The organism is Nesterenkonia haasae (assembly GCF_010119385.1).
In the GTDB taxonomy this organism is placed as follows: domain Bacteria; phylum Actinomycetota; class Actinomycetes; order Actinomycetales; family Micrococcaceae; genus Nesterenkonia; species Nesterenkonia haasae.
In genome coordinates, this window is the sequence record NZ_VFIE01000018.1 from 93,246 (window position 1) to 112,987 (window position 19,742).

The 19,742-nt window shown below is 60.6% G+C and carries 22 protein-coding genes; 8 read left to right on the plus strand and 14 right to left on the minus strand.

Translation table 11 applies throughout. The features are described from left to right. Nucleotides 1-112: 112 nt before the first annotated feature. Complete coding sequence (locus FH975_RS03790; protein WP_328821766.1) at nt 113-1,141, minus strand: alpha/beta fold hydrolase; 1,029 nt, start codon at nt 1,139-1,141, stop codon at nt 113-115. 53 nt (nt 1,142-1,194) lie between these two features. Between FH975_RS03790 and FH975_RS03795 the strand changes: the two genes are divergently transcribed. The 4 genes from FH975_RS03795 (at nt 1,195) to FH975_RS03810 (ending at nt 3,913) form a co-directional block, all read left to right on the plus strand. Beyond that, nucleotides 1,195-1,791 (plus strand): TetR/AcrR family transcriptional regulator, encoded by a 597-nt coding sequence (locus tag FH975_RS03795; RefSeq protein WP_202923018.1) that lies wholly within the window; start codon nt 1,195-1,197, stop codon nt 1,789-1,791. Nucleotides 1,792-1,886: 95 nt separating this feature from the next. Then, entirely contained in the window at nt 1,887-2,579 is a 693-nt protein-coding gene (locus FH975_RS03800; RefSeq protein WP_162320144.1) for a histidine phosphatase family protein, read from the plus strand. A gap of 24 nt (nt 2,580-2,603) precedes the next feature. After that, complete coding sequence (locus FH975_RS03805; RefSeq protein ID WP_162320145.1) at nt 2,604-3,146, plus strand: DUF3090 domain-containing protein; 543 nt, start codon at nt 2,604-2,606, stop codon at nt 3,144-3,146. Next, nucleotides 3,146-3,913 (plus strand): SCO1664 family protein, encoded by a 768-nt coding sequence (locus tag FH975_RS03810; RefSeq protein ID WP_162320146.1) that lies wholly within the window; start codon nt 3,146-3,148, stop codon nt 3,911-3,913. Before FH975_RS03805 ends, FH975_RS03810 begins: the two co-directional genes overlap by 1 nt. Before the next feature lie 119 nt (nt 3,914-4,032). On the opposite strand, the gene FH975_RS03815 is transcribed toward FH975_RS03810, so the two are convergent. Together FH975_RS03815 and FH975_RS03820 are read right to left on the minus strand one after the other, a co-directional pair. Further along, a complete protein-coding gene (locus FH975_RS03815) occupies nt 4,033-4,542 on the minus strand; it encodes an SDR family NAD(P)-dependent oxidoreductase (RefSeq protein ID WP_162320147.1) in 510 nt (169 codons plus the stop codon). Further along, on the minus strand, nt 4,539-4,685 hold the full coding sequence (locus FH975_RS03820; protein WP_162320148.1) for a hypothetical protein: 147 nt from the start codon (nt 4,683-4,685) through the stop codon (nt 4,539-4,541). Before FH975_RS03820 ends, FH975_RS03815 begins: the two co-directional genes overlap by 4 nt. 276 nt (nt 4,686-4,961) lie before the next feature. Here FH975_RS03820 and FH975_RS03825 point away from each other — a divergent pair, with 276 nt between their 5' ends. Both FH975_RS03825 and FH975_RS03830 read left to right on the plus strand, forming a co-directional pair. Beyond that, complete coding sequence (locus FH975_RS03825; protein ID WP_162320149.1) at nt 4,962-6,194, plus strand: saccharopine dehydrogenase family protein; 1,233 nt, start codon at nt 4,962-4,964, stop codon at nt 6,192-6,194. An 839-nt stretch (nt 6,195-7,033) separates the two neighbouring features. Continuing rightward, nucleotides 7,034-7,831, plus strand: coding sequence for a hypothetical protein (locus tag FH975_RS03830; RefSeq protein WP_162320150.1), 798 nt, complete (start codon nt 7,034-7,036; stop codon nt 7,829-7,831). A 73-nt stretch (nt 7,832-7,904) separates the two neighbouring features. Here the strand turns inward: FH975_RS03830 and ychF are convergent, their stop codons facing one another. From ychF to FH975_RS03875, 9 genes are all read right to left on the minus strand, one after another. Continuing rightward, entirely contained in the window at nt 7,905-8,984 is a 1,080-nt protein-coding gene (gene ychF / locus FH975_RS03835) for a redox-regulated ATPase YchF (protein WP_162320151.1), read from the minus strand. Nucleotides 8,985-9,057: 73 nt separating this feature from the next. Continuing rightward, nucleotides 9,058-9,387: a DUF202 domain-containing protein gene (locus FH975_RS03840; protein ID WP_153078727.1), complete on the minus strand. Its 330-nt coding sequence runs from the start codon at nt 9,385-9,387 to the stop codon at nt 9,058-9,060. Nucleotides 9,388-9,390: 3 nt separating this feature from the next. After that, nucleotides 9,391-9,780, minus strand: coding sequence for a YidH family protein (locus FH975_RS03845; RefSeq protein ID WP_153078726.1), 390 nt, complete (start codon nt 9,778-9,780; stop codon nt 9,391-9,393). After that, the gene (locus FH975_RS03850; protein WP_162320152.1) at nt 9,777-10,403 is read right to left on the minus strand and encodes a response regulator transcription factor; all 627 of its coding nucleotides are present in this window, start codon (nt 10,401-10,403) and stop codon (nt 9,777-9,779) included. The genes FH975_RS03845 and FH975_RS03850 overlap by 4 nt, the downstream gene beginning before the upstream one ends. Next, nucleotides 10,400-11,503 carry a sensor histidine kinase gene (locus FH975_RS03855; RefSeq protein ID WP_162320153.1) on the minus strand — a complete coding sequence of 368 codons (1,104 nt, stop codon included), beginning with the start codon at nt 11,501-11,503 and terminating at the stop codon, nt 10,400-10,402. Before FH975_RS03855 ends, FH975_RS03850 begins: the two co-directional genes overlap by 4 nt. Before the next feature lie 12 nt (nt 11,504-11,515). Next, a complete protein-coding gene (locus FH975_RS03860; protein ID WP_162320154.1) occupies nt 11,516-12,289 on the minus strand; it encodes an ABC transporter permease in 774 nt (257 codons plus the stop codon). Continuing rightward, on the minus strand, nt 12,289-13,206 hold the full coding sequence (locus FH975_RS03865; protein WP_162320155.1) for an ABC transporter ATP-binding protein: 918 nt from the start codon (nt 13,204-13,206) through the stop codon (nt 12,289-12,291). Before FH975_RS03865 ends, FH975_RS03860 begins: the two co-directional genes overlap by 1 nt. Nucleotides 13,207-13,274: 68 nt before the next feature. Continuing rightward, entirely contained in the window at nt 13,275-14,042 is a 768-nt protein-coding gene (locus tag FH975_RS03870) for a histidine phosphatase family protein (protein ID WP_162320156.1), read from the minus strand. A gap of 95 nt (nt 14,043-14,137) precedes the next feature. Further along, nucleotides 14,138-14,692 carry a DUF3558 domain-containing protein gene (locus FH975_RS03875; RefSeq protein ID WP_162320157.1) on the minus strand — a complete coding sequence of 185 codons (555 nt, stop codon included), beginning with the start codon at nt 14,690-14,692 and terminating at the stop codon, nt 14,138-14,140. A gap of 157 nt (nt 14,693-14,849) precedes the next feature. On the opposite strand from FH975_RS03875, the gene FH975_RS03880 reads away from it, so the two are divergent. Then, nucleotides 14,850-15,485 carry an NUDIX domain-containing protein gene (locus FH975_RS03880; protein WP_162320158.1) on the plus strand — a complete coding sequence of 212 codons (636 nt, stop codon included), beginning with the start codon at nt 14,850-14,852 and terminating at the stop codon, nt 15,483-15,485. Nucleotides 15,486-15,505: 20 nt separating this feature from the next. Here the strand turns inward: FH975_RS03880 and ku are convergent, their stop codons facing one another. After that, a complete protein-coding gene (ku, locus tag FH975_RS03885; RefSeq protein ID WP_162320159.1) occupies nt 15,506-16,330 on the minus strand; it encodes a non-homologous end joining protein Ku in 825 nt (274 codons plus the stop codon). A 198-nt stretch (nt 16,331-16,528) separates the two neighbouring features. Here ku and FH975_RS03890 point away from each other — a divergent pair, with 198 nt between their 5' ends. Further along, nucleotides 16,529-17,350, plus strand: a complete 822-nt coding sequence (locus FH975_RS03890) for an alpha/beta fold hydrolase (RefSeq protein ID WP_162320160.1) — start codon at nt 16,529-16,531, stop codon at nt 17,348-17,350. 18 nt (nt 17,351-17,368) lie between these two features. Here the strand turns inward: FH975_RS03890 and FH975_RS03895 are convergent, their stop codons facing one another. Continuing rightward, complete coding sequence (locus tag FH975_RS03895; RefSeq protein WP_162320161.1) at nt 17,369-19,723, minus strand: AAA family ATPase; 2,355 nt, start codon at nt 19,721-19,723, stop codon at nt 17,369-17,371. Between the last annotated feature and the right edge of the window lie 19 nt (nt 19,724-19,742).

Here is a 19,742-nt window from a genome sequence, read left to right on the forward strand (position 1 = left end):
CACAACTATACCAATTTCGGTATAGTTGTGACAAATATCCGCCCATGATAATCCAACCCAAAAGGCAACTCAAAGCTATGCGCACCGAGCGGCAGCCGAGGACGCTGCTCAACTAGTCAGCTGCAAGGAACTCGGCTACGTCAGCGGCGATCTCCTCTGGGTACTCACCACTAACTGCATGCGACGCGTCCCGGTACAGATGGACAGTGCCAAGCGGCAGCGCGCGTTCGGCGGCGGCCACCGCTGCGTCAGAGTCAAGCATCACAGACTCGCCGGCGATGATGGCCAACACCGGCACCTGAAGCTCACCCAGCTGTTCCTCGGTGATACGTGTCGGCTGAGGCAAGCGCAGCTTATAGTGCTGCATTCCTGCCTCGATCATCTCGGCGACCGGCACGTCCTCCACGGGCTCGCCGCCGGCTGTGTAGGAATTGAAGCCATCCCTCCACGATTTCGGCATCCAAGAAAACGCCGCGGGAATCGAACGAACTACCGTTTCCAAAGGCATGTCATCGAAGATAAAGACGGGGTCGAGAAGCGTCATCGCCTGGATCGCCTCAGGGTGATGCAGCGCGAGGTTGACTGCAGTCCAGCCACCTATCGACAGTCCCATCACATGAAACTGTTCCTCCGGAAGTGTCTCCAGCACCTGGTGCAGCCACTGCGCCTGGTCCTCATCGGAGCTGATCGGGCGCTCCTGTACGCTCATTCCTGGCTCTCCGAGCAGGTCTAGGGCGTAGACATCTCCGATTTGTAGCAGCGACGCCATATTGTCCGCCCACACCGGCGCACCGGAAGAACGTCCTGGAAGAAGCACTGTCGGAGCACCACTGTCGTCCCCGTCGAATCGGTAGGCACGAACCATACCGAAGTCGGTACGCACGTCGAAGGTCTCGGCTACCTCAGGCATATCCGCAAACGCCTCCTGGTAGGCACACAGGAAACGATCCTGCCCCTCTGCGCTGTCCCAGTGACCTACCGGCGACGGGCTACGTGTGATGAAAACGCCCACAAGCACCAAGCTGAGAAAAACAGCTACAGGAATCCATACCCGACGCCGTTTCCACCACACTCGCTTGGGCCGCACCTTCATGCCACCTTCTCTTTCATCGGGCTGAGCCCGCCTACCCGACTTTTCCACAGCATCTCCTTACCGATCGGTCAATATACCGACCATACGGTAAACTCCTGTTTGTGGACAAGACAAGAGAAGAGCCTCGCACGAACAGGACTATGAGCTTCACGCAGCGGGCCCGGCGGGCTCAGATCATCGAGGAGACAGTGCAGCTGGTTGCAGAGAAGGGCTACTCGGGTGCCACTCTGTCTGGGATCGCCCAACGCGCGGGAATCAGCAAGCCCGCAGTCCTGCATCATTTCTCCACCAAAGGCGCGGTGGTGGAGGCTGCGTATCATGACGTCCTGCAGCGGTTGGTCGATCATGTTGCCAAGGCCGTGGCGGCCGCGCCGGCGGAGCACGGACCGGCCGCCTACATTCGCGAAATGATCCACTACCTCGCAACCAACCCTCATCATGTCCGCATGATCATTGAGTCGCTGAGCAACCAAGGCGGCGACCGTGACAGCTCTGCGCGTTGGCGGCCGCTTGCCGATATCATCGCATCCGCACGCACAGCCCGGAGACTGGACCCCAACTGCCAAAACCGCACCACGGCACTCATCATTGGCGGAGCCATCGACAGCATCATCACCGAGCAGCTCCACGATCCCGACTATGACAGCGCCACTGCCGCCGAACATCTCATCAAGCTGGTAGAGACCTCCTACCGCTAAGTCGGAAGTTCCCACGCGGCTCGGATGTGTTTCGTGACGAACGGCGCGCCCTTGTTCGTGCACATCGCCGTCGCCGGGGTGGTTAGGCTTGCTTGATGGCGACAGTTATTCTCGTGCGGCACGGCCGCACTACCGCAAACGCTACTGGGGTGCTGGCCGGCAGGACCGTCGGCGTCAGCCTGGACCAGACCGGGCGTGACCAAGCGGCTCTCACCGGAGACCGACTTGCGGCCGTTCCCCTAGTCGCGGTGGTGTCGAGCCCCCTTGAGCGTTGTCAGCAGACCACTCAGCACATTCTCGATCGTCAGCCGGGTAAGCCGTACACGCCGGTCGATCCCGATCTCACCGAATGCGACTATGGCCAGTGGCAGGGCCGTAAGCTCACCGATCTAGCGACTGAGGATCTGTGGCCGCTAGTGCAGTCGCAACCATCCGCCGTCGTCTTTCCCGACGGGGAGTCAATGGCCGCGATGCAGTCTCGGGCGGTAGCAGCGATTCGCCGCCACGATGCAGCCTTCGAAGCCGAGCATGGCCCTGATGCCGTGTGGGCGGCGGTGAGCCACGGAGACATCATCAAATCGATACTTGCCGACGCACTCGGCATGCACCTTGACCTGTTCCAGCGCATTAACGTGGGACCCGCATCCGTATCGATCGTGCATTATGGCGCTGGCCGGCCCAGCGTCCACGCGACCAACACGGATGCAGGTGATCTTTCGTGGCTGTCGAAAGGCCTCCACTCTGGGGATGCGCCGGTGGGTGGCGGCACAGGGCACGAACCGCAGTGACCCACCGGCGCCTAGAATATGTATATGTCTACACGTGTTCACGAGTTTGACTGGCCTGATCGGGCTGTCATTGGCACCATTGGCCGTCCGGGGTCGCGCACGTTCTACCTACAGGTGCGCTCCGGACAACGGGTGGTGAGCATCGCCCTTGAGAAGCAGCAGTCGGCTCTGCTCGCGGAGAAGATCGACGAAATCCTCGACCAGCTCATCACCGTCAAAGGGAACCCCTTCAGCGTTCCCACAAATACTCCCATTGAACTGGTGGACAATGACGGGCTCGATGACGTTGAAGAGCACTTCCGCACCGGTGCCATGAGCCTAGGCTGGGACCCAACTGTGGCCCAGGTCGTGGTAGAGGCCTACCCAATCTCGGACGCCGACGATGAATCGCATGATGCAGACAGCCCCGATGAGACAGAAATGCTGGTCCTGCGAATGCCTGTAGGTACCGCCCGCGCATTCGCCAAGCGCACTCGCGAGGTGGTGGGCGCTGGGCGCCCAGCGTGCACACTCTGCGGTTATCCAGTGGACGCAGACGGGCACACCTGCGCCTTTCCAGAGGACTGATGTCGGCGACGGACCTCGCGACCGCCGAGCTGACTCTCACCGGCCGCATCAGGACAGCTTCCAACGCAACATTTCTAGGGAACATCGGAGATGTGGCCGTCGTCTACAAGCCGATAGCCGGCGAAACTCCGCTATGGGACTTTCCCGACGGAAGCTTGGCGCACCGGGAGATGGCCGCCTACCTGGTCTCACAAACCTTGGGCTGGGGCGTCGTTCCGCGCACCTGGCTCCGCGATGGCCCTTTGGGCGAAGGAATGGTGCAGCTCTGGCAGGAGCAGGACCCCGACCAGAACGCTGTGGACCTCGTCGCATCGGATCAGGTGCCGGAGACGGGCTGGAAACACGTTCTCGAGGGACGGGACCAAAACGGACGGATGGTCACCCTCATCCATGAAGATTCACCGCCGCTTCGACGCATGACCTTGTTCGACATCGTCGCGAACAACGCCGACCGCAAAGGCGACCACATTTTGGCCATGCCGGATGGCCACCGGCACGGCGTGGACCATGGGCTGACTTTCCACAGTGACTACAAGCTGCGCACCGTCCTTTGGGGATGGCTGGGGGAGGCTCTGACCCCCGAGGAGCTCGACGGCATTGATCGTCTCAGTGAAGGACTCAACGGTGGCCTGGGTCGAGACCTGGCGGATCTGCTCAGCTCAGAGGAAGTCGAATCGCTCGCTGCTCGCTGCACGACGTTGCGCTTGGCAGAGTGCTTTCCGGCTCCTGCCCCTGACACCTCAGCGGTTCCCTGGCCACTCTTCTGAGATAGTCACTGCCACGGGCATCGCCGGACCGCGTGACATAGCGCCTAAACGTTGAACTTGAAGGCGAGAGCGTTCCGCAATCGAATAACCCCTGCTCAGAGGGGACTTCAGTCGGGTATTCAGAAGGCCGTGCTGGGAAGGTCCTTTTCGCCATCGACGATCGCAGTGATGATCCGTGCCGCAACGTGATCCGGATCCAGCGGCTCGCCGAAACGCGGCGCTGAACCAGCGATCGGGTGCTCCGCCAGTGATGTGCCGGTGTGGCCAGGGCGGGCGTCCACGAGTCGGATGCCTGCGCGACGGTATTCGCGCGCCGCTGCGACAACAAAGGCCGCAAGCCCAGCCTTCGACGCTGAATATGCTGCCACTCCAACGACAGGTGTCTCAGCGACGACGCCGCTCAGCGTCACCACGAAGGGCTTCCAGCCTTCCTCTGCCGAGGCCGCAAGGTAGGGCTGGCTCTGAGTGATGAGCTGGATGGCTCTGGTCGTGTTCACGGCGAACAGTTCATCGACCGTCTCTGCTTCAAGCTCCGAAGCAGGTCCGAAGGCGACGACCCCGGACGCAACCACAAGACCGTCGAGACGTCCGTGCTCCGCATTCGTGGCTTCCAGCACCTCACGAATCACAGAGGGTTCACGCAGGTCGTGCCCATCAGACTTCGAGGACCGGGCAACAATGGTCCCTCACCCTCCAACTGATCGGCGATTCGCGAGCCGAGTCCGCCTGTCGCACCGACTCCCAGAACAACCGCACCCTGAAGATTCGTCATAGCTGAAGCGTAGATCACATCCGGCAGTTAACGCAGAACGAGTCGGTTCGTTGAGCGGGGGCCGTCTCGAAACGGCTTGAGCTAGACGTTGAACTTGAAGTTGACCACGTGACGTCACCGGATAACCTCGGGCGGTTAGAGGACTGGGCAGGGCGCCAGGCCTCGCGAACCAACGATGGTCTGTGATCTGGTTTTGGCGTGACTGGGCACTCCAGCGATAGGAGAGGAAGGCACTCCCCGGTGCCGGTCCGGGCTCTGCTGTGGAAGACTGCCGGCATGGAGTCCCCAACTCTCGACCACGACCTCGTCCTCTTTGGTGCGACCGGCTTTGTCGGGGAGCTCATTGCCGGATACCTTGCGCACCATGCTCCACCGGACCTGCGAGTGGGACTCGCGGGGAGGTCGAGGGTCAAGCTCGAGGCCGTACGGTCCAGACTGCCCGTCGCCGCTCATGACTGGGCCATCATTGAGGCCGATACGCAGCGCCCTGACTCGCTCGCAGCCATGGCCACGGGCACCAGAGTTCTCTTCACCACCGTGGGCCCCTACGCGAAATATGGGTTGCCGGTTGTCGAGGCGTGTGCCCGCGCCGGCACCCACTACGGGGACCTGATGGGAGAGGTGTCCTTTGTCCGTGAAGCGATAGACCGTTGGGATGCCCTTGCGAGGACTACAGGTGCACGGATCGTCCATGCGTGCGGATACGATTCCGTCCCCTCGGACCTCGCGGTGCTTCTTCTGCACCAGGCCGCGCAGGCTGATGGCGCGGGCGGACTGACCGAAGTGCAGCTCGTGGCCAGGGCGAAGGGCGGTTTCAGCGGCGGCACCATCGAGTCCATGCGTGGGCAGCTCGACGGTATCCGGACGGACCCTGTGCTGCGATCGCTTGCGGGCGATCCCTACTCCCTCAGTCCAGATCGGACGGCGGAGCCCGCGACCCAGCAGCCTCCAGATCTGGGGTGGGTCGGCCGTTCGGATGACGGCCCGTGGGCCGCGCCCTTCATCATGGCGTCTGTGAATACGCGGATCGTACGTCGCAGCAATGCCCTGCAGGGATGGGCCTACGGTAGGTCTCTGCGGTACGGCGAAGTGATGGGTATGGGGCGAGGGCCGGTCGGTGCCGTCACCGCCGGGGCGACGGCGCTTGGCCTGCGGCTGTTCGGAGCCGCACTGGCTCTACCCTTAACGAGGAAATTACTGGACCGTGTCCTTCCGTCGCCCGGTGCAGGCCCGAGCGAGGCCGCGCGGCGCTCAGGCTGGTTCCATTCTCAGGTGACTGCTTCCACGGAGAGTGGCCAGCGCTATCGTGCCATCGCAGCCGGACCCGGCGATCCGGGATACGCCGCCACCGCCGTGATGGCCGGGGAGACAGCCCTCTCACTTGCCCTGGACGGCGATCGTCTGCCGCCCGCCACAGGATCGCTGACCCCGGCGACCGCCCTCGGTAACCTTCTCGTTGAGCGGCTGCGCGAGGCAGGTCATACCTATGAAATCACGTCCCTCGCCTGACGCTGGAAGTGAGACACTGTTCGTGCAGTGGTCAGGAGGCTCGTACTAAACGTTGAACCTAAACTCCACCACGTTACGTAGCCGAATAACCTCAGATGACTCCCCGATTTTCAGCGCTTGCTCGTCTCGTCGGCATGTCAATTTTCTGGAGTGTCGCCGAGGTCTATCGTTCATACTACTCACGCTACGTCGTCGCAACCACTACGGGATGCCTCCCCCACTTGCCACGAACTCGTCCTTTCGGACGACTCAAGATCCGACGCGCCGACCGGAACACGGTCATGGCCTTCTCAGCACTGGAGCAATCAAGCTTAGTCGCTACAAGAATGATCTGATCGCCGGTCACAACGGCTGGCTTGTTCTGGGTTCCGCGCGGTGAGCCATCAAAGATTTCCGTAAAGTCGTCGATTAGTGCATGTTCCGCCCCCTGCGTACCCGCGACCAGTTGCACAAGTACACACAGTGTGGAAGAGACTGACCCTCCGGCAGGGGCCTGATCCGTTCCCCGCACGGGCACTGTGAATGGAGTAGGCGTTGTAGCATGCGTTGCCCCACAACCGACCGAATCGCCACCCCACCTGCTGGCCGCGGTTCTTTCCGGCGCTCCTCACCTCAGTGATGAAGACCTAACGGTCGCCGAAAAGGCCAACCATTCTTCGTCGAACCGTCAAACTCGCGTGACGGCACCGCAAGGATCCATGAGCGCGTGCACCTGTTCATTGTTGAAATGCTCGAGAGTAGCTTCGACAGATTTTATGTTTTGGAAACTGCATGTATGGGCAAGCTCGACACCAAAAGAGCACCGTCTCGACGACTCTCCATTCCTATAGACTCCCCCCATGAACGACTCACCTCCCGCTGATCAACCAGCCCCGCCCGGGTCACTGAGCATCGCTCCCGCCTGGGATGGGTGGATCAGTTACCCGGAATCATGGACAATTCTTGACCCTGATACCGCGTCACGTGCGTACAGTTTGTGGAATTTCGCAGCGAAGCTTAACGAGCAGTCAGTCGATGACGTGGTTCGCGGTACCGTCGTGCAGAAACTCTGGAACGCGGTAGATCAAAGGATTCGAGCTCTCCACGAAATTTATAACCTTAACATTGCGAAGTCGCTCCTCGGGCGCGCGAAGATGTCGACCCTTGATGTCCTCCACGATCTTGGCGTCATCCGTCCCCTCATCTTGAAAAACCTGAAAGACGTACGCAACCGGGTAGAACATCAAGACCAGGGTGCCCCGAACGCACTCGAATGCAACAACCTCATAGACAGCGTCTGGTACTTCCTCCGGTCGACGGACCAACTTGCGACACAGAAGCTAAATACATACACCCTCACTTCGGCGATAACCGTCCACGGAATCGCCGACCAAGAGGAGTCTGTTTCCATTGACGTTTCCGATGGCTGGGCCATGAGGCTTCACGGCTGGTTCCGAGAGGAACAAATCGGAATCGATTCCGGCGATGCCTACACCAGCATCGTTCTGAATCTCAGCCAACAGCCCCACCGTCATGAATCTAATAATCTATTCCTCGACGGATCCGTAGCTCCAACATCCACCTATATCCCGAACCTGATTCGCGACTATTTTGCAGTGGGGTGGCCGTCGGGAGCCCACGGAAACCGCATCGATTAGCCCTTCAGGAGACATGCAAAGCGTCTGATCTCCAAAAGGAAAATTCGCCGCCACATCGCCCTAGCTCACCCACTCACACGTTGAACTTGAAGTCCACGACGTCGCCGTCCTTCATGATGTATTCCTTGCCCTCAAGCCGGACTTTGCCTGCGGCCTTGGCGTCATTCATGGAACCTGCAGCCACTAAATCTTCGAAGCTGACGATCTCGGCCTTGATGAATCCGCGCTGGAAGTCAGTGTGGATCACGCCGGCTGCCTCAGGCGCCGTGTCACCCTTATTGATGGTCCACGCCCGGGACTCTTTAGGCCCAGCAGTCAGATACGTCTGCAGCCCCAGGGTCCGGAAACCGACCCTGGCCAGCTGGTCCAGGCCTGACTCATCCTGGCCGTTCATCTCCAGCATCTCCCGGGCCTCTTCCGCGGAGAGCTCCACAAGATCGGCCTCGAGCTTGGCATCCAGGAAGACCGCGTCAGCCGGAGCCACCAGCTCGGACAACTCCGCCTGCTTCTCCGCTGAGCCCAGCACACCGTCATCGGCATTGAACACAAAGATCTGTGGCTTAGAGGTCAGCAGGTTCAGCCCGCGCAGCTGGTCCATATCCAGAGACTTCGCCTCAGAGAAGACCGTTCGGCCATCCTCAAGCACTTTCTGCGCCTCCAGGTACGCATCCAGGGTGGCCTTCTCAGCCTTCTTCCCTGAGACCTGTTTCTCCAGCTTGGGGATCGCATTCTCCAGGGTCTGCATATCCGCCAGAATCAGCTCAGTGTTGATGGTCTCCATGTCACTGGTGGGGTCCACCTTGCCGTCCACGTGGACCACATTCTCATCTTCGAACACGCGCACCACCTGAGCGATCGCATGCGCCTCACGAATATTGGCCAGGAACTGGTTACCCAATCCTTCACCTTCGGAAGCACCCTTGACGATGCCTGCGATGTCCACAAAGGAGACCGTTGCGGGCAGGATCTTGGCTGAGCCGAAGATCTCGGCCAGCTTGTCCAGTCGCTCATCAGGCAGGTTCACCACGCCCACATTGGGCTCAATGGTGGCGAACGGATAGTTCGCCGCCAGGATCGTCTGCCGGGTCAGTGCGTTAAAAAGGGTCGACTTGCCCACATTGGGGAGTCCCACGATGCCAATAGTCAGTGCCACGGTGGTCTAACTTACCGCGCCAAGGGGCATAAAAGCGATCACGACGACGTCGCGGCCTCTCCCAATGCCCCGACTAGGTCACTGCGAGCATCACCAAAGCCGCCACACCCAGCCCGACGACGGCCAACGCCAGGGCAGCCACGGTGGCCACAGCGGGCGGGTAGCGCTCCTGGTTGATGCCCCGCACAGCAGCCCCCAAACGACGCCGCTGGCTCAACGAGATACTGGCAGCCACCAGTCCCGCACCACAGAAAAGTCCGAGCACGGCGACGCCGTGATACGGCGCCCAGCGCAACATGAACCCCGCGACGACCAACAGCAGCAGGGCGGTCCGCGTCCAGGACAGCAGCGTCCGCTCCGGCTGCACCCCGGGGTCCTGGTGAGTCAACGCTGCGGCAGGCATCCGCTAACCCTGCACGAGCGCGATGATCAGCACCACCGAAATCAGGGCCGCACCCAGTCCCAGCAGCGGAGCAATCAGCGGCAGCGGCAGCGGGCGCTTATGTCTCAGACTGCGTTCGATCCTCAGCCAGCGGGTGAACGCCCCTGCCGCCAGCAGGGCACCGAGCACCAGAAGCACAGCAGCCAAGGCGGTGCGGACCTGAGGTTCAAAAACCTGTTGGGTCAGCGCCTCGACTGCCACTCCCCCGGCCAGCAGCGCCAAAGAGGTGCGGATCCAGGAGAGGAAGGTGCGCTCATTGGCCAGGGTGAAGCGCGGGTCGGGTTCGGTGCCGCCACCGAGGATGCGTTCCCGCACCCCCTTGCCTGGTTCGTGAAAGTCATGTGTCACCCTCATATCCAACCATTGTTGAGGGCGCGTCGGGCGGCGTCGTGCCGGTTCTCCGCGTCAGTCTTTCCGATTGCTGCTGAGAGGTGGTTGCGCACAGTACCCGTTGACAGATGCACGTGCGCGGCTATGGCCTTGACCGAACCTCCTCGGGCCGTGGCTCGCAGGACCTCCTGTTCGCGCTCTGTCAGCGGGTTGATGCCACCGGCCAGTGAGTCGGCCGCGAGCGCCGGGTCGACGACCCGCTGACCTGCTGCTACCTTGCGGACCATCGCGGCCAATTGTTCGGCCGGAGTATCTTTCACCACAAATCCCAACGCACCAGCGCTCATGGCACGTCTGAGGTAGCCGGGCCTTCCGAACGTGGTGACGATCATGCACTTGGTCGGAAGTTTCGCCTCGACCACTTGGCGGACCGCCTCAATGCCGTCCACGCCTGGCATCTCGATGTCCACCAGCGCCACATCTGGCGTGTGTTCACGCACTGCAGCCAGCAGGTGGTCTCCCCTGCCCACCTGCGCAACGACCTCCAAGTCCGGCTCAAGGTTGAGCAGGGCAGTCAGGCCGCCCCTGACGAGGTCCTGGTCGTCGGCCAATATCAAGCTGACGGCTTTGCGCTGGGCTGCGTTCACAGTCGCACCTCAATGACGGTTCCGGGGTGACTCGCAGTGGCCTCCTCCGTATCCGGATACGCCGGCTTCACCACCAGCGAAGCCTCGGCCCGGCGGGTCCGTTCACGCAGTCCCCGCAGTCCGTTGCCCTCGGAGAGCTCCCCCACGCCCACGCCGTTGTCCGACACCCATAGACGTCCAGCTTCCAGAATGATTTCACAGCGCGTCGCGCTGGAATGCCGCACCACATTGGTGACAGCTTCACGAAGCGCCCATGCCAACAGCGCAGGGCCATCATTCTGACCTTCAGCGCGGATCACAGGAGTGATTCCTGCAGTTTCCAGAGTGGACCGCGCGACGTCTAGCTCACCGGGCAGCTGAGGGGCTCGAAGTCGGGTGACGGTTGCGCGGACCTGATCCAAGGAATCTCTGGACAGCCGTTCGATGTCCGCCAGCTCCTGCTGAGCACGGTCAGGGTCCACGTCGAAGAGCCGTCTGGCCAATTGTGCTTTGACTGTGAGTACGGTCAGTGCGTGGCCGAGGACATCGTGGACGTCACGAGCCATGCTGTCGCGCTCCTCAGCGGCACGCCACGATTCGGCACGCTCCCGGTCCCGGGAGTCGTAGAAATCAATGAGCCGGAAGACTGCGGTGAAGAGGAGCCCGAATCCCGGACCGGCGATGATCCAGGCAGTGGGTTCCGAACTCATCATGTAGGCCGCAACGGAGGGTACCGCCCAGATCATCACACCAATTGGGATACCGATTTGTGGAGACCGGGTGTACATCACCAGCGCAGCTAAGTAGGGGGTGTACGCCGCGACCCATGGCCCGATTCCCGGGATGCTCAACGCTGCGATACCAGCCAGGAGACTGCAGCCCAATATAAGCCGGACCGTAGTGGCTTCCTGGTCGGAACCGAAAACCCGCCACGCGAGCCAGAGGTAGACAGCTCCGAACACGACTGTTGCCACGAGGGAGAGGATTCGCCAGTGGGTGTCTGCCTGGCTGAACCACACCGCAATCACCGGTACCGATAAGAAGACAACCCAGATACCGGCGTAGAGGTACTCTGCACGTTGTGTGATGGGAGCCGTCTGAGTCTCCTGGGCCGTGCTCATGGCATCATCCTCTCACCGACGCGCTGTTCGGCGGCTCTGAAGCAGAATGCAACCGATGGCGAAGACCGCGCTCCACACCGTGATGCTTATCAGCAGAATCCAGAGGGGATCACTGCCCACCATTCCGCTGTCACCGGTAGCGACGATCTGACCGTCGGTCAGCGGGTAGCGTGCCAATGCCGTCATTCCGTACATAGGTGTGAAGCGCCCGATCTCTAACAGGATTCCTTCCAAGGGGAAGAAGTTGTTGCCCAAAAACCCGAATATCACCAGGGCACCCGAAGCCGCACCCACCGCGGCGTCGGACCGGAACGCCAAACCGATCATCAGCCCGTAGAGCGCGAAGGGCACCGAAGCCAGCACTGTCAGCATTGCAGTGGAGAACCAACGGCCTGGGGTCATCTGCGTGATCGTGAAGAGTCCCACAAGATAGATCAGCACCACGGGAAAGGCTGCCATCACCAGGGCGATGATGGATTTCGCGGCAATGAACATCCCATGTGACATCGAAGTCAGCGCCAACTGCCGTCCCCAACCCTGCTGAAGTTCGACGGCAGCTGAGCCAGCGAGTGAGGTGGTGGCGGTCGCCGCACCATAGACGGCGATCCCCACCATCGTGTAGGCACTGACGTTGCCCGTGCCGTTGGGCAGCATGGCGTCGTTCCAGTCAGTGCTCACTCCGAAGAACAGAAACAAGGCGGTGGGCAGCACAATGATGAAGAAGGAGTTCCCGAAGTTCCGTAGGTTCCGCCAGAAATCCATGGCGATGTACGTCATGATGTTCATCAGTCGGCGCCCCCTACCTTGTGGCGCTGCGGAATGAGCTGCATGAAAGCCTCCTCCAAACTTGCAGGCTTGACTGTGATTCCCCGCGCACTGGTCTGGGTGAGCAGGTAGCGGGCCACTGCGTCAGCGTCGTCCGTGCGGAACCGCACCTGGTGTCCCTGCACGTCGTACGAGTCCACCTCCGGGACACTCTGAATGTCCGACGCCGTCGCTTCCCAAATGACCGACACATGCGCTGCCCCGGCCTGAGTCCGAACCTCATCAGTAGGTCCGTCTGCGATCACTCTGCCCTGGTGCATCAGCACAGTGCGCCGGGCGAACTGTTCGGCTTCCTCCAGATAGTGGGTGGCGAAAAGGACTGTGGTGCCAGAAACCGCTGTGGCGCGCATTTGGTCCCAGAATTCATGACGGGCGGAGACGTCCATTCCGGCCGTAGGCTCATCGAGAATGATGATGTGTGGTTTAGGCAGCAGAGCTAGAGCGAACTTGACCCGTTGTTGCTGACCGCCGGAACATTTGCCCACGGCACGACTGGAAATCTCATTCAGCCCGGCCATCTCCATGACGTCAGAGACGGGAACATGGTCCGGCAGCAGCGCGGCGATGATGTGGACTGTTTCTTTGACTGTCAGGTCTGGCAGCAGGCCTCCCGTCTGAAGCAGCGCCCCGATGCCCCCAGTGCGTACTGCGTTCCGAGGCGTACCGCCGAGCACAGTGATCGTGCCCGAATCCGGCTGGTTGAGCCCCAGTATGATGTCGATCAGGGTTGTTTTGCCGGCTCCGTTAGGCCCGAGAATCGCCGTGACTTCTCCAGGTTCGAAGGTCAGACTGACCTCATCGACTGCCCGGAACCTACCTTCTGGGCCACCGGGGTACGACTTGGAGACCCCGTCTATGGTGATGATGCTCTCTGTCATGCTCCAAGCATCCGGGGTGCAGCACCGATATGCCTAGGGCATCGGTCATCATCTGCCTATGACAAACGTCAGCCGATCGCTACGGACTCGGTGGCCGACGGGTTGAGGAGCTCGGGCGAGAGATTGATCAACCGCAGACGGCACAGATCTACGATCTGCTCATCGGTGAGACTGCGGATCATGGCTGATTCGGCATCCTGGTCCCGGCCATCACCGAGACCGCCCTTAGGCAGGGAGGATGAAAGCGGGCCTCGGTGGAGTGGGATGTCGATCACGCTCACCGATGCTGGGGTGAGCGGAATGAACTGGTGGCGATCGATCAGCTTCAGACCCTCAAACAACACACGCAGAGCGGCTCCATGAGACACCGCAACCGCAGTGCGCACATCAAAGCTCAGATCCATTGACGGGCTGGGCTCAATATCAGCTGTTGCCCGGACGATGTCGAAGAACGCACCGCGCATCCGGTCAATCAACTCTTGGTACGACTCACCGTCAGTGGGTGTGAACGTGCCGGCGCGCCATGCTTCGAACTGCTCAGGGAACTGGTTCCTGATCTCAGCGGCGTAACCCCCTTCCCATTCGCCTAAGTTCTGCTCAGCGAGATCCGGCCTGATGCTGGGCTCAAGGTCGAGGCCAAACTGCGCAAACGTCTGGTGGGTGCGAATCAAAGAAGATACGTACCCCTGCTGGGGATTCTGCGCTCTGACGAACCCGCCAGTGACCTGTGCCTGCCGGACTCCCGATTCAGCCAGCGGGATATCGGAGCGGCCTTGCAACCTGTGGGCTTTATTCCAGTCGGTCTCTCCGTGCCGGACCAGCACAATGCGGATCATTCATGCTCCCTATGCGATGTATGTATGTCTGCCCCACACCTTATGCCATCCTCACGGCACCACCTGAGGCGGACCCATACTGGGATGCTGGCAACTCAGAGGTTGCCGACCATGATTTCGGCGAGCTCAACGAACTCATCTTCACTTGATTCGAAGGCGTAGAGATACAACTGGAACACTGACTCGTCGGACAGCACCCAGAGGCTCTCGCTGTCTTCGTCGAACGCCGCTTCGTCTGCATTCTCCACCTCAGTCGGCTCCCCGTTGGAGATGCTCTCGAACAACGTTTCACCGGGAATCTCGTTATCGCTGATGCTCAGAATATTGACCCCCTTGAAGTCAACCTCCGAATGCGACCACATACACGATTCGACTTTTCCCACCTCACCAGTGGCTACCCCTTCGCCTACGGACTCGCCGATTACCCTCTCAATGTCTTCAGCGCTCAGCAATGCGCAAACACCTTCCTCAGCCTGTGCCGGAGACTCGACTGCGTACTCCTGCGGGGCAGGATCCTCGGTCTCCAGATCGTTGGGGTTCACCGTTTCTATCTGCGGCTCGTCGCTGGGGGAACAACCAGCCAATATGGCGATCAGAGCTACCCCGCTCAGGGATGCTCTGACGGGTGTAGCCGTGCTGGATCCAGACATTGCGGTTCAACTCCGTCGTTCGGTCGTGAACGTGCGCGCATCGGTCAGTCCCAGAACCTAAGCAAAGAGCCTGCCCAGGGACAGAACCTGGGCTGAAAGGTCGCTGAATGCGCCAGGGGTGAGGACGGCGTCGCCCTTCTGCCCGTAAGCTGAGCTCATGAACCTGCGCGACTCGCCTGCCTCGCACCCGATCACTACCTCGGGGGTTCTGTTGAGCACCCCGGTTTTCAATGTGGCCGAGGAACGTTTTAGGTTCGGCGAGTCGGGCGAGGAGCTCACCCGCGTTTTTGTCACCCATCCAGGGGCGGTTGCCGTGGTGGCCGTCGATGCTGATGATCGAGTGTTGCTGATCAACCAGTACCGGCACCCGGTGCGGATGGATCTCTGGGAGATCCCAGCTGGACTCCTCGATGTGGAAGGCGAACCCATGCTTGCCGCTGCCCAGCGCGAACTAGCAGAGGAGGCGGACCTGACTGCCGCCAGTTGGCACACTCTGGCGGACTTCTACACCACTCCCGGCGCCCAGGACGAGGCTATCCGTGTCTATCTCGCCGAGGGGCTCAGTGAAGTGCCAGAGGCTGAGCGGCACGCCCGGCAAGCCGAAGAGGCTGAGTTGGATTTCGCGTGGATTGGGCTGGCTGAGGCAGTCGACGCTGTGCTGGGCGGTCGGCTCCACAACCCATCGGCGATTATCGGGATACTTGCTCTCCATGCGGTCCGCAATGGCTCTGGCCGGCTGCGGGCGGCTGAAGCGATGTGGAACGACCATCCACGGGACATAGCTCCTGCCTGAACGCCGTACATGAGTGAAATCTAGGCAGATTTCTTCTTACCACCTGATTTCTCTTCTGACTTCTGCCTCCGGTCGTCAACGGACTTCTTCAAGGCTTCCATGAGATCGACGACGTTGCCATCGCCGTCGTCATCATCGTCAACCTCACCGAAGGTAGCGTCGGTGTCTATTTCCTCGCCCGATTCTAGTTTTTCGTCAATCAGGACCTGCAGCTGTTCCTGGTACTCATCCGCAAAGCGTTCCGGGTCGAAGTCCTCGCTGTAGGACTCCACAAGCGAGGACGCCATCTCCTGCTCCTTCTTAGACAATTTTGAGGCGGGTACATCGAAATCGGGTTCCCGGAGCTCGTCAGCCCACCGCAAACCTTGCAGAACGATGACATCCCCGCGGACGCGCAGCACACCGAGCCGAGTTTTGGAACGCAGAGTGAAGGTGACCACAGCTGAACGTTCTGCAGCATCAAGGGTGCGCCTCAACAGAACATAGGCTTTCGCATTCTTACCAGCGGGCTCCAAGTAGTAAGACTTGTCCATGACCATCGAGTCAATCTGGTCGGCAGGCACGAACTGCTCCACCGCTATCTCTTTGGAGTCGTCCGCCGGCAGACCATCCAGTTCATCCTTGGTGATGATCACAGATTTTTCACCGTCGTCATAGGCACGGTCGATGTTCTTGTAGTCGACTGCCTTATCGCACACTTCGCATCGCCGCTGGTACCGGATCCGGCCCCCATCGGCGTCGTGCACCTGGTGGAGGCTGACATCATGGCTCTTCGTCGCTGAGTAGAGCTTGACCGGCACTGACACCAGCCCAAAGCTCACCTCTCCAGTCCATATGGCGCGCATCTGGCGGATCACCTGTCCCTCACAATTGTTGCCGAACGGTCAGAGTGGCATCTAATCATCGAGGCCTTGGGAAAACCCTGACGCGTGCAGTCCCGCCGACTCTGAGGCCACAACCTGAGCGCATCAGTCCCACAGAACCCGCTGAGGGTGCGTATCCTGACAGGTGCTATTGCTCGACGCCGAACAGGAGACTCTTTCATGGCCGAGGATTCACTATCGATCAACACTCAGACTGTGGGGAAATCCGGCGAGATCGTCGTGTTCCTCCCAGGGCTCTTCGGACAGGGCAAGAACTTCACACAGATCGCCAAGGGAATCGAACCTGACTTCCAATCGATCCTCGTGGACCTGCCGAACCATGGAGGATCTGATTGGACCGAGGATTTCGACTATGTGAGCCAAGCGGACTTGGTGGCGGAACACCTGCGCAGCACGGTGGCGAATGACGGGCCCATCAACCTGGTAGGTCACTCCATGGGAGGGAAAGTGGCGATGGTGCTGGCGCTCCGCCACCCTGAACTCGTCCGCCGACTGATTGTCGTGGACATTTCCCCAGTGAAGCGTGAATCCATGGAAGAGTTCGAGCATTTGCTGGACAGTCTCGCTGGATTGGATCTCTCGGAACTGAAGTCCCGGGGGGACGCGAACAAGGCGCTCTTGGACCCCATTCCGGAGGATATGGTGCGTGGATTCCTGTTGCAGAGTTTGGCCCGCACCCAGGACGGTTTCCGTTGGCGGGTGAACCTGAAACTGCTTCGTGATTCGCTGCCAACCATCGCCGGTTTCCCAGATATTGAGGACACTGCCTACGACGGCCCGGTGCTGTGGGTGGCAGGAGAGAAGTCGGACTACATCAAAGATGACTACGGCCCCACCATGAGGGAGCTCTTCCCGCGCGCCCACCTGATCACTATCAACAACGCTGGTCACTGGGTGCACGCCGAACAGGCTGATGTCTTCACCAATGTTGTCAGGGGCTTCCTGAACAGATCCGAGGCCCACACCTCCGACGAGGACTGAGCGCAAAGGGTTTCGCTCTTAGCCCAGCCCCGCCCATGCAAAGAAGTCACCGGCTTCGATGACCGGCTTCCCCCAATTCTGCGCGTTCTGAGCTTTGCGCGATTGCGTGCCATGCTCGGCGACCACCAACACATCGCACTTGGTTTTGGTCACGTTCTTGACCGGGGTGAGGCCGTGCTCTTCCGCCAGGGAGTGCATCTCGTCCCGTGACCACTCCCGACCGTCGGGCCCGAAAGTCGTGCCGGTGAAGCAGACCCGCGTGTGCAGCCTAAAGATGTCGCCGATGTGGATTCCTCCGCCATCACTCTGATCCGGTAGGACCTGCTCGCCGAGCACATGCTCGGCATTCCGCAGCCGCGCCGCAAGCTCCGTCGGCACATGAACCCTTTGCACAGCCGTGCGAATCTGTTCGGCCAAGAGGGGCCGCGCCGCGTGATACCAGTCGTCATCGGCACCCAGAGGCTCAGCGCCCGATCCTTCGTTCCGAAGTGCAGCTCCGACCTGACGTGACAGCTCCAGCAGCGCTGCCAGACCGGGCAGGTGATCAAACGACGGGCTCGGCACCTGGGCATCTCGTGTCAGCAGGTAGCCAATCCCCTCATGCTCTGCGTCAGGCTCGTCAAAGGGCGTGGCAGAGATCGTCTCGGCAGTGTCTGAATTAAACCGGTCCAAAGCATGCCGGGCTACGTCGAGCGCTGAAGCGAACTCCGGTGAGCCATCATCAGTCACCTCAATTCCGAACGCCAGTGGCACCACATGGCCCAGGCGCTTCAACTCGAAGTCGATCAACGCCAGCGTGCGGTCGATTCCCACTCCTACCGGAGTGCACCCAGCCACGGCGTGCTGGACCAGCGTCCAAGCCTCCGCCAAAGATGGCGCAAGGAGAACATCCACTGCTGAGATCCCATATGCGTTGCGTGCATCAGCAAGATCACGTTGAGGGTTAACCAAAGTGCTGATCGCGGTGCCGTCCTCAAAAGCCACGGCAATCTCCACCGGCCGCGGGCGGTCCCGAGTCCCCTCGTTGCCCACCGCCGAAACCGCTATCGAACAATAGCGATGGACAGCATTCTCTGCGGTCGTTCTGCGCAGAAAACGAAGGATTCGCCGGTCAGTCTTCATATCCTTGGGCAGCACCGGTCGGGACAACACCAACCCCTCCATAGAGGTCGCTCGGCTGAGCGCAACATAGAGCTGACCAGGAGCGAAAGTTCCGCCACGTAGGTCCACCACCAGCCTGTCCAGTGTTTGTCCTTGAGATTTATGGATAGTGATGGCCCACGCGAGTTTGAAGGGCAACTGAGTGAATGAGCCGACCACGCGGTGTGTGACCCGGTCGGAATCTGCCACGGGTTGGGTGACTTCCCATCTGGCGGGCGTCACCGTGACCACCCCACCGTCGCGCACTTCCACCTCCACACTCATCTCACCGTTCTCAGTCCGGCCGACACTGACAACCTTGCCCAGTGTCCCGTTGACCCACCGGTCGAGGGGATCGTTGGTGAGCAACATGATCTGCGCCCCGGTTTTGAAGACCAGTTCGCTGGCCGTGGGCGGCTCAAAGCCATCTGTGTCACCGGTGAGCTGAGCGAAACTGCGGTGCTCGGCGGCGTCGAGCCTTTCTAACCTCTCCCGGTTGCGGGCGTTGGCGATTCTGTTGGTCGTGGCCAGTGTGAGCCAGAATTCGCCATCCTCGGGCTCGAAATTGGGATCCACCCGAGTGTTGAGGTCCTCACGCGCCGTATTGAGCAGCACTCCTTCACGGGCGGCGTTGAGGATGGACGTCAGCCGCTGATCCCCCTGCTGCCGGAACACTTGAGTCAGCGCCACCGTGGGGAAATCCTCCTCCATGTACTGCGCTGCTGAAAAGAAGTACGGAGTGTCGTAAGTCGTCTCGAAGATCTGCTGCTCATACTCAGGGACCACCGGCGGAAGCTGAAGGAGGTCACCCACCAACACAAGCTGAACTCCCCCGTATGGGCGCCCCGGCCGTGGCCCGAACCTCTCCAACGCGGCGACGATCTGGTCGAACAAGTCCGCCCGGACCATAGAGGCTTCATCAATGATGAGCGTCTGCAGCGTCTGCAGCGTTTCAGCGAAACGTGCCGGGTAGTAGCGCCCGCCGCGGATATCGGCAATGGTGGTGGTCGGGTGCAAACCGAACAGCCTGTGGATGGTGTAGCCGTCTACGTTGAGCGCCGCAATCCCGGTGGGGGCGGTGACGACGACGCTTCGCTGAGTGTCAGCCATGAATCGCCGGATCAGCGTCGACTTACCCGTGCCGGCTTTACCCGTCAAAAACACATTCTTGCCGCCATGCAGCAGAGCAAGCGCCTCCGTGAACTCTTCAGTCAGGACTATCTGGCTGGTCATGCCTTCCCCTCAGTCAGCG

Bases quoted from the DNA above. Each gene is read 5' to 3' on its own strand.
- ku (WP_162320159.1), bottom strand. From the start codon at position 16,330: ATGCGCGCCATATGGACTGGAGAGGTGAGCTTTGGGCTGGTGTCAGTG.
- FH975_RS03830 (WP_162320150.1), top strand. From the start codon at position 7,034: ATGAACGACTCACCTCCCGCTGATCAACCAGCCCCGCCCGGGTCACTG.
- FH975_RS03870 (WP_162320156.1), bottom strand. From the start codon at position 14,042: ATGATCCGCATTGTGCTGGTCCGGCACGGAGAGACCGACTGGAATAAA.
- FH975_RS03800 (WP_162320144.1), top strand. From the start codon at position 1,887: ATGGCGACAGTTATTCTCGTGCGGCACGGCCGCACTACCGCAAACGCT.
- FH975_RS03820 (WP_162320148.1), bottom strand. From the start codon at position 4,685: ATGACGAATCTTCAGGGTGCGGTTGTTCTGGGAGTCGGTGCGACAGGC.
- FH975_RS03890 (WP_162320160.1), top strand. From the start codon at position 16,529: ATGGCCGAGGATTCACTATCGATCAACACTCAGACTGTGGGGAAATCC.
- FH975_RS03810 (WP_162320146.1), top strand. From the start codon at position 3,146: ATGTCGGCGACGGACCTCGCGACCGCCGAGCTGACTCTCACCGGCCGC.
- FH975_RS03845 (WP_153078726.1), bottom strand. From the start codon at position 9,780: ATGAGGGTGACACATGACTTTCACGAACCAGGCAAGGGGGTGCGGGAA.
- FH975_RS03825 (WP_162320149.1), top strand. From the start codon at position 4,962: ATGGAGTCCCCAACTCTCGACCACGACCTCGTCCTCTTTGGTGCGACC.
- FH975_RS03840 (WP_153078727.1), bottom strand. From the start codon at position 9,387: ATGCCTGCCGCAGCGTTGACTCACCAGGACCCCGGGGTGCAGCCGGAG.
- FH975_RS03875 (WP_162320157.1), bottom strand. From the start codon at position 14,692: ATGTCTGGATCCAGCACGGCTACACCCGTCAGAGCATCCCTGAGCGGG.
- FH975_RS03805 (WP_162320145.1), top strand. From the start codon at position 2,604: ATGTCTACACGTGTTCACGAGTTTGACTGGCCTGATCGGGCTGTCATT.
- FH975_RS03895 (WP_162320161.1), bottom strand. From the start codon at position 19,723: ATGACCAGCCAGATAGTCCTGACTGAAGAGTTCACGGAGGCGCTTGCT.
- FH975_RS03880 (WP_162320158.1), top strand. From the start codon at position 14,850: ATGAACCTGCGCGACTCGCCTGCCTCGCACCCGATCACTACCTCGGGG.
- FH975_RS03860 (WP_162320154.1), bottom strand. From the start codon at position 12,289: ATGAACATCATGACGTACATCGCCATGGATTTCTGGCGGAACCTACGG.
- FH975_RS03855 (WP_162320153.1), bottom strand. From the start codon at position 11,503: ATGAGCACGGCCCAGGAGACTCAGACGGCTCCCATCACACAACGTGCA.
- FH975_RS03865 (WP_162320155.1), bottom strand. From the start codon at position 13,206: ATGACAGAGAGCATCATCACCATAGACGGGGTCTCCAAGTCGTACCCC.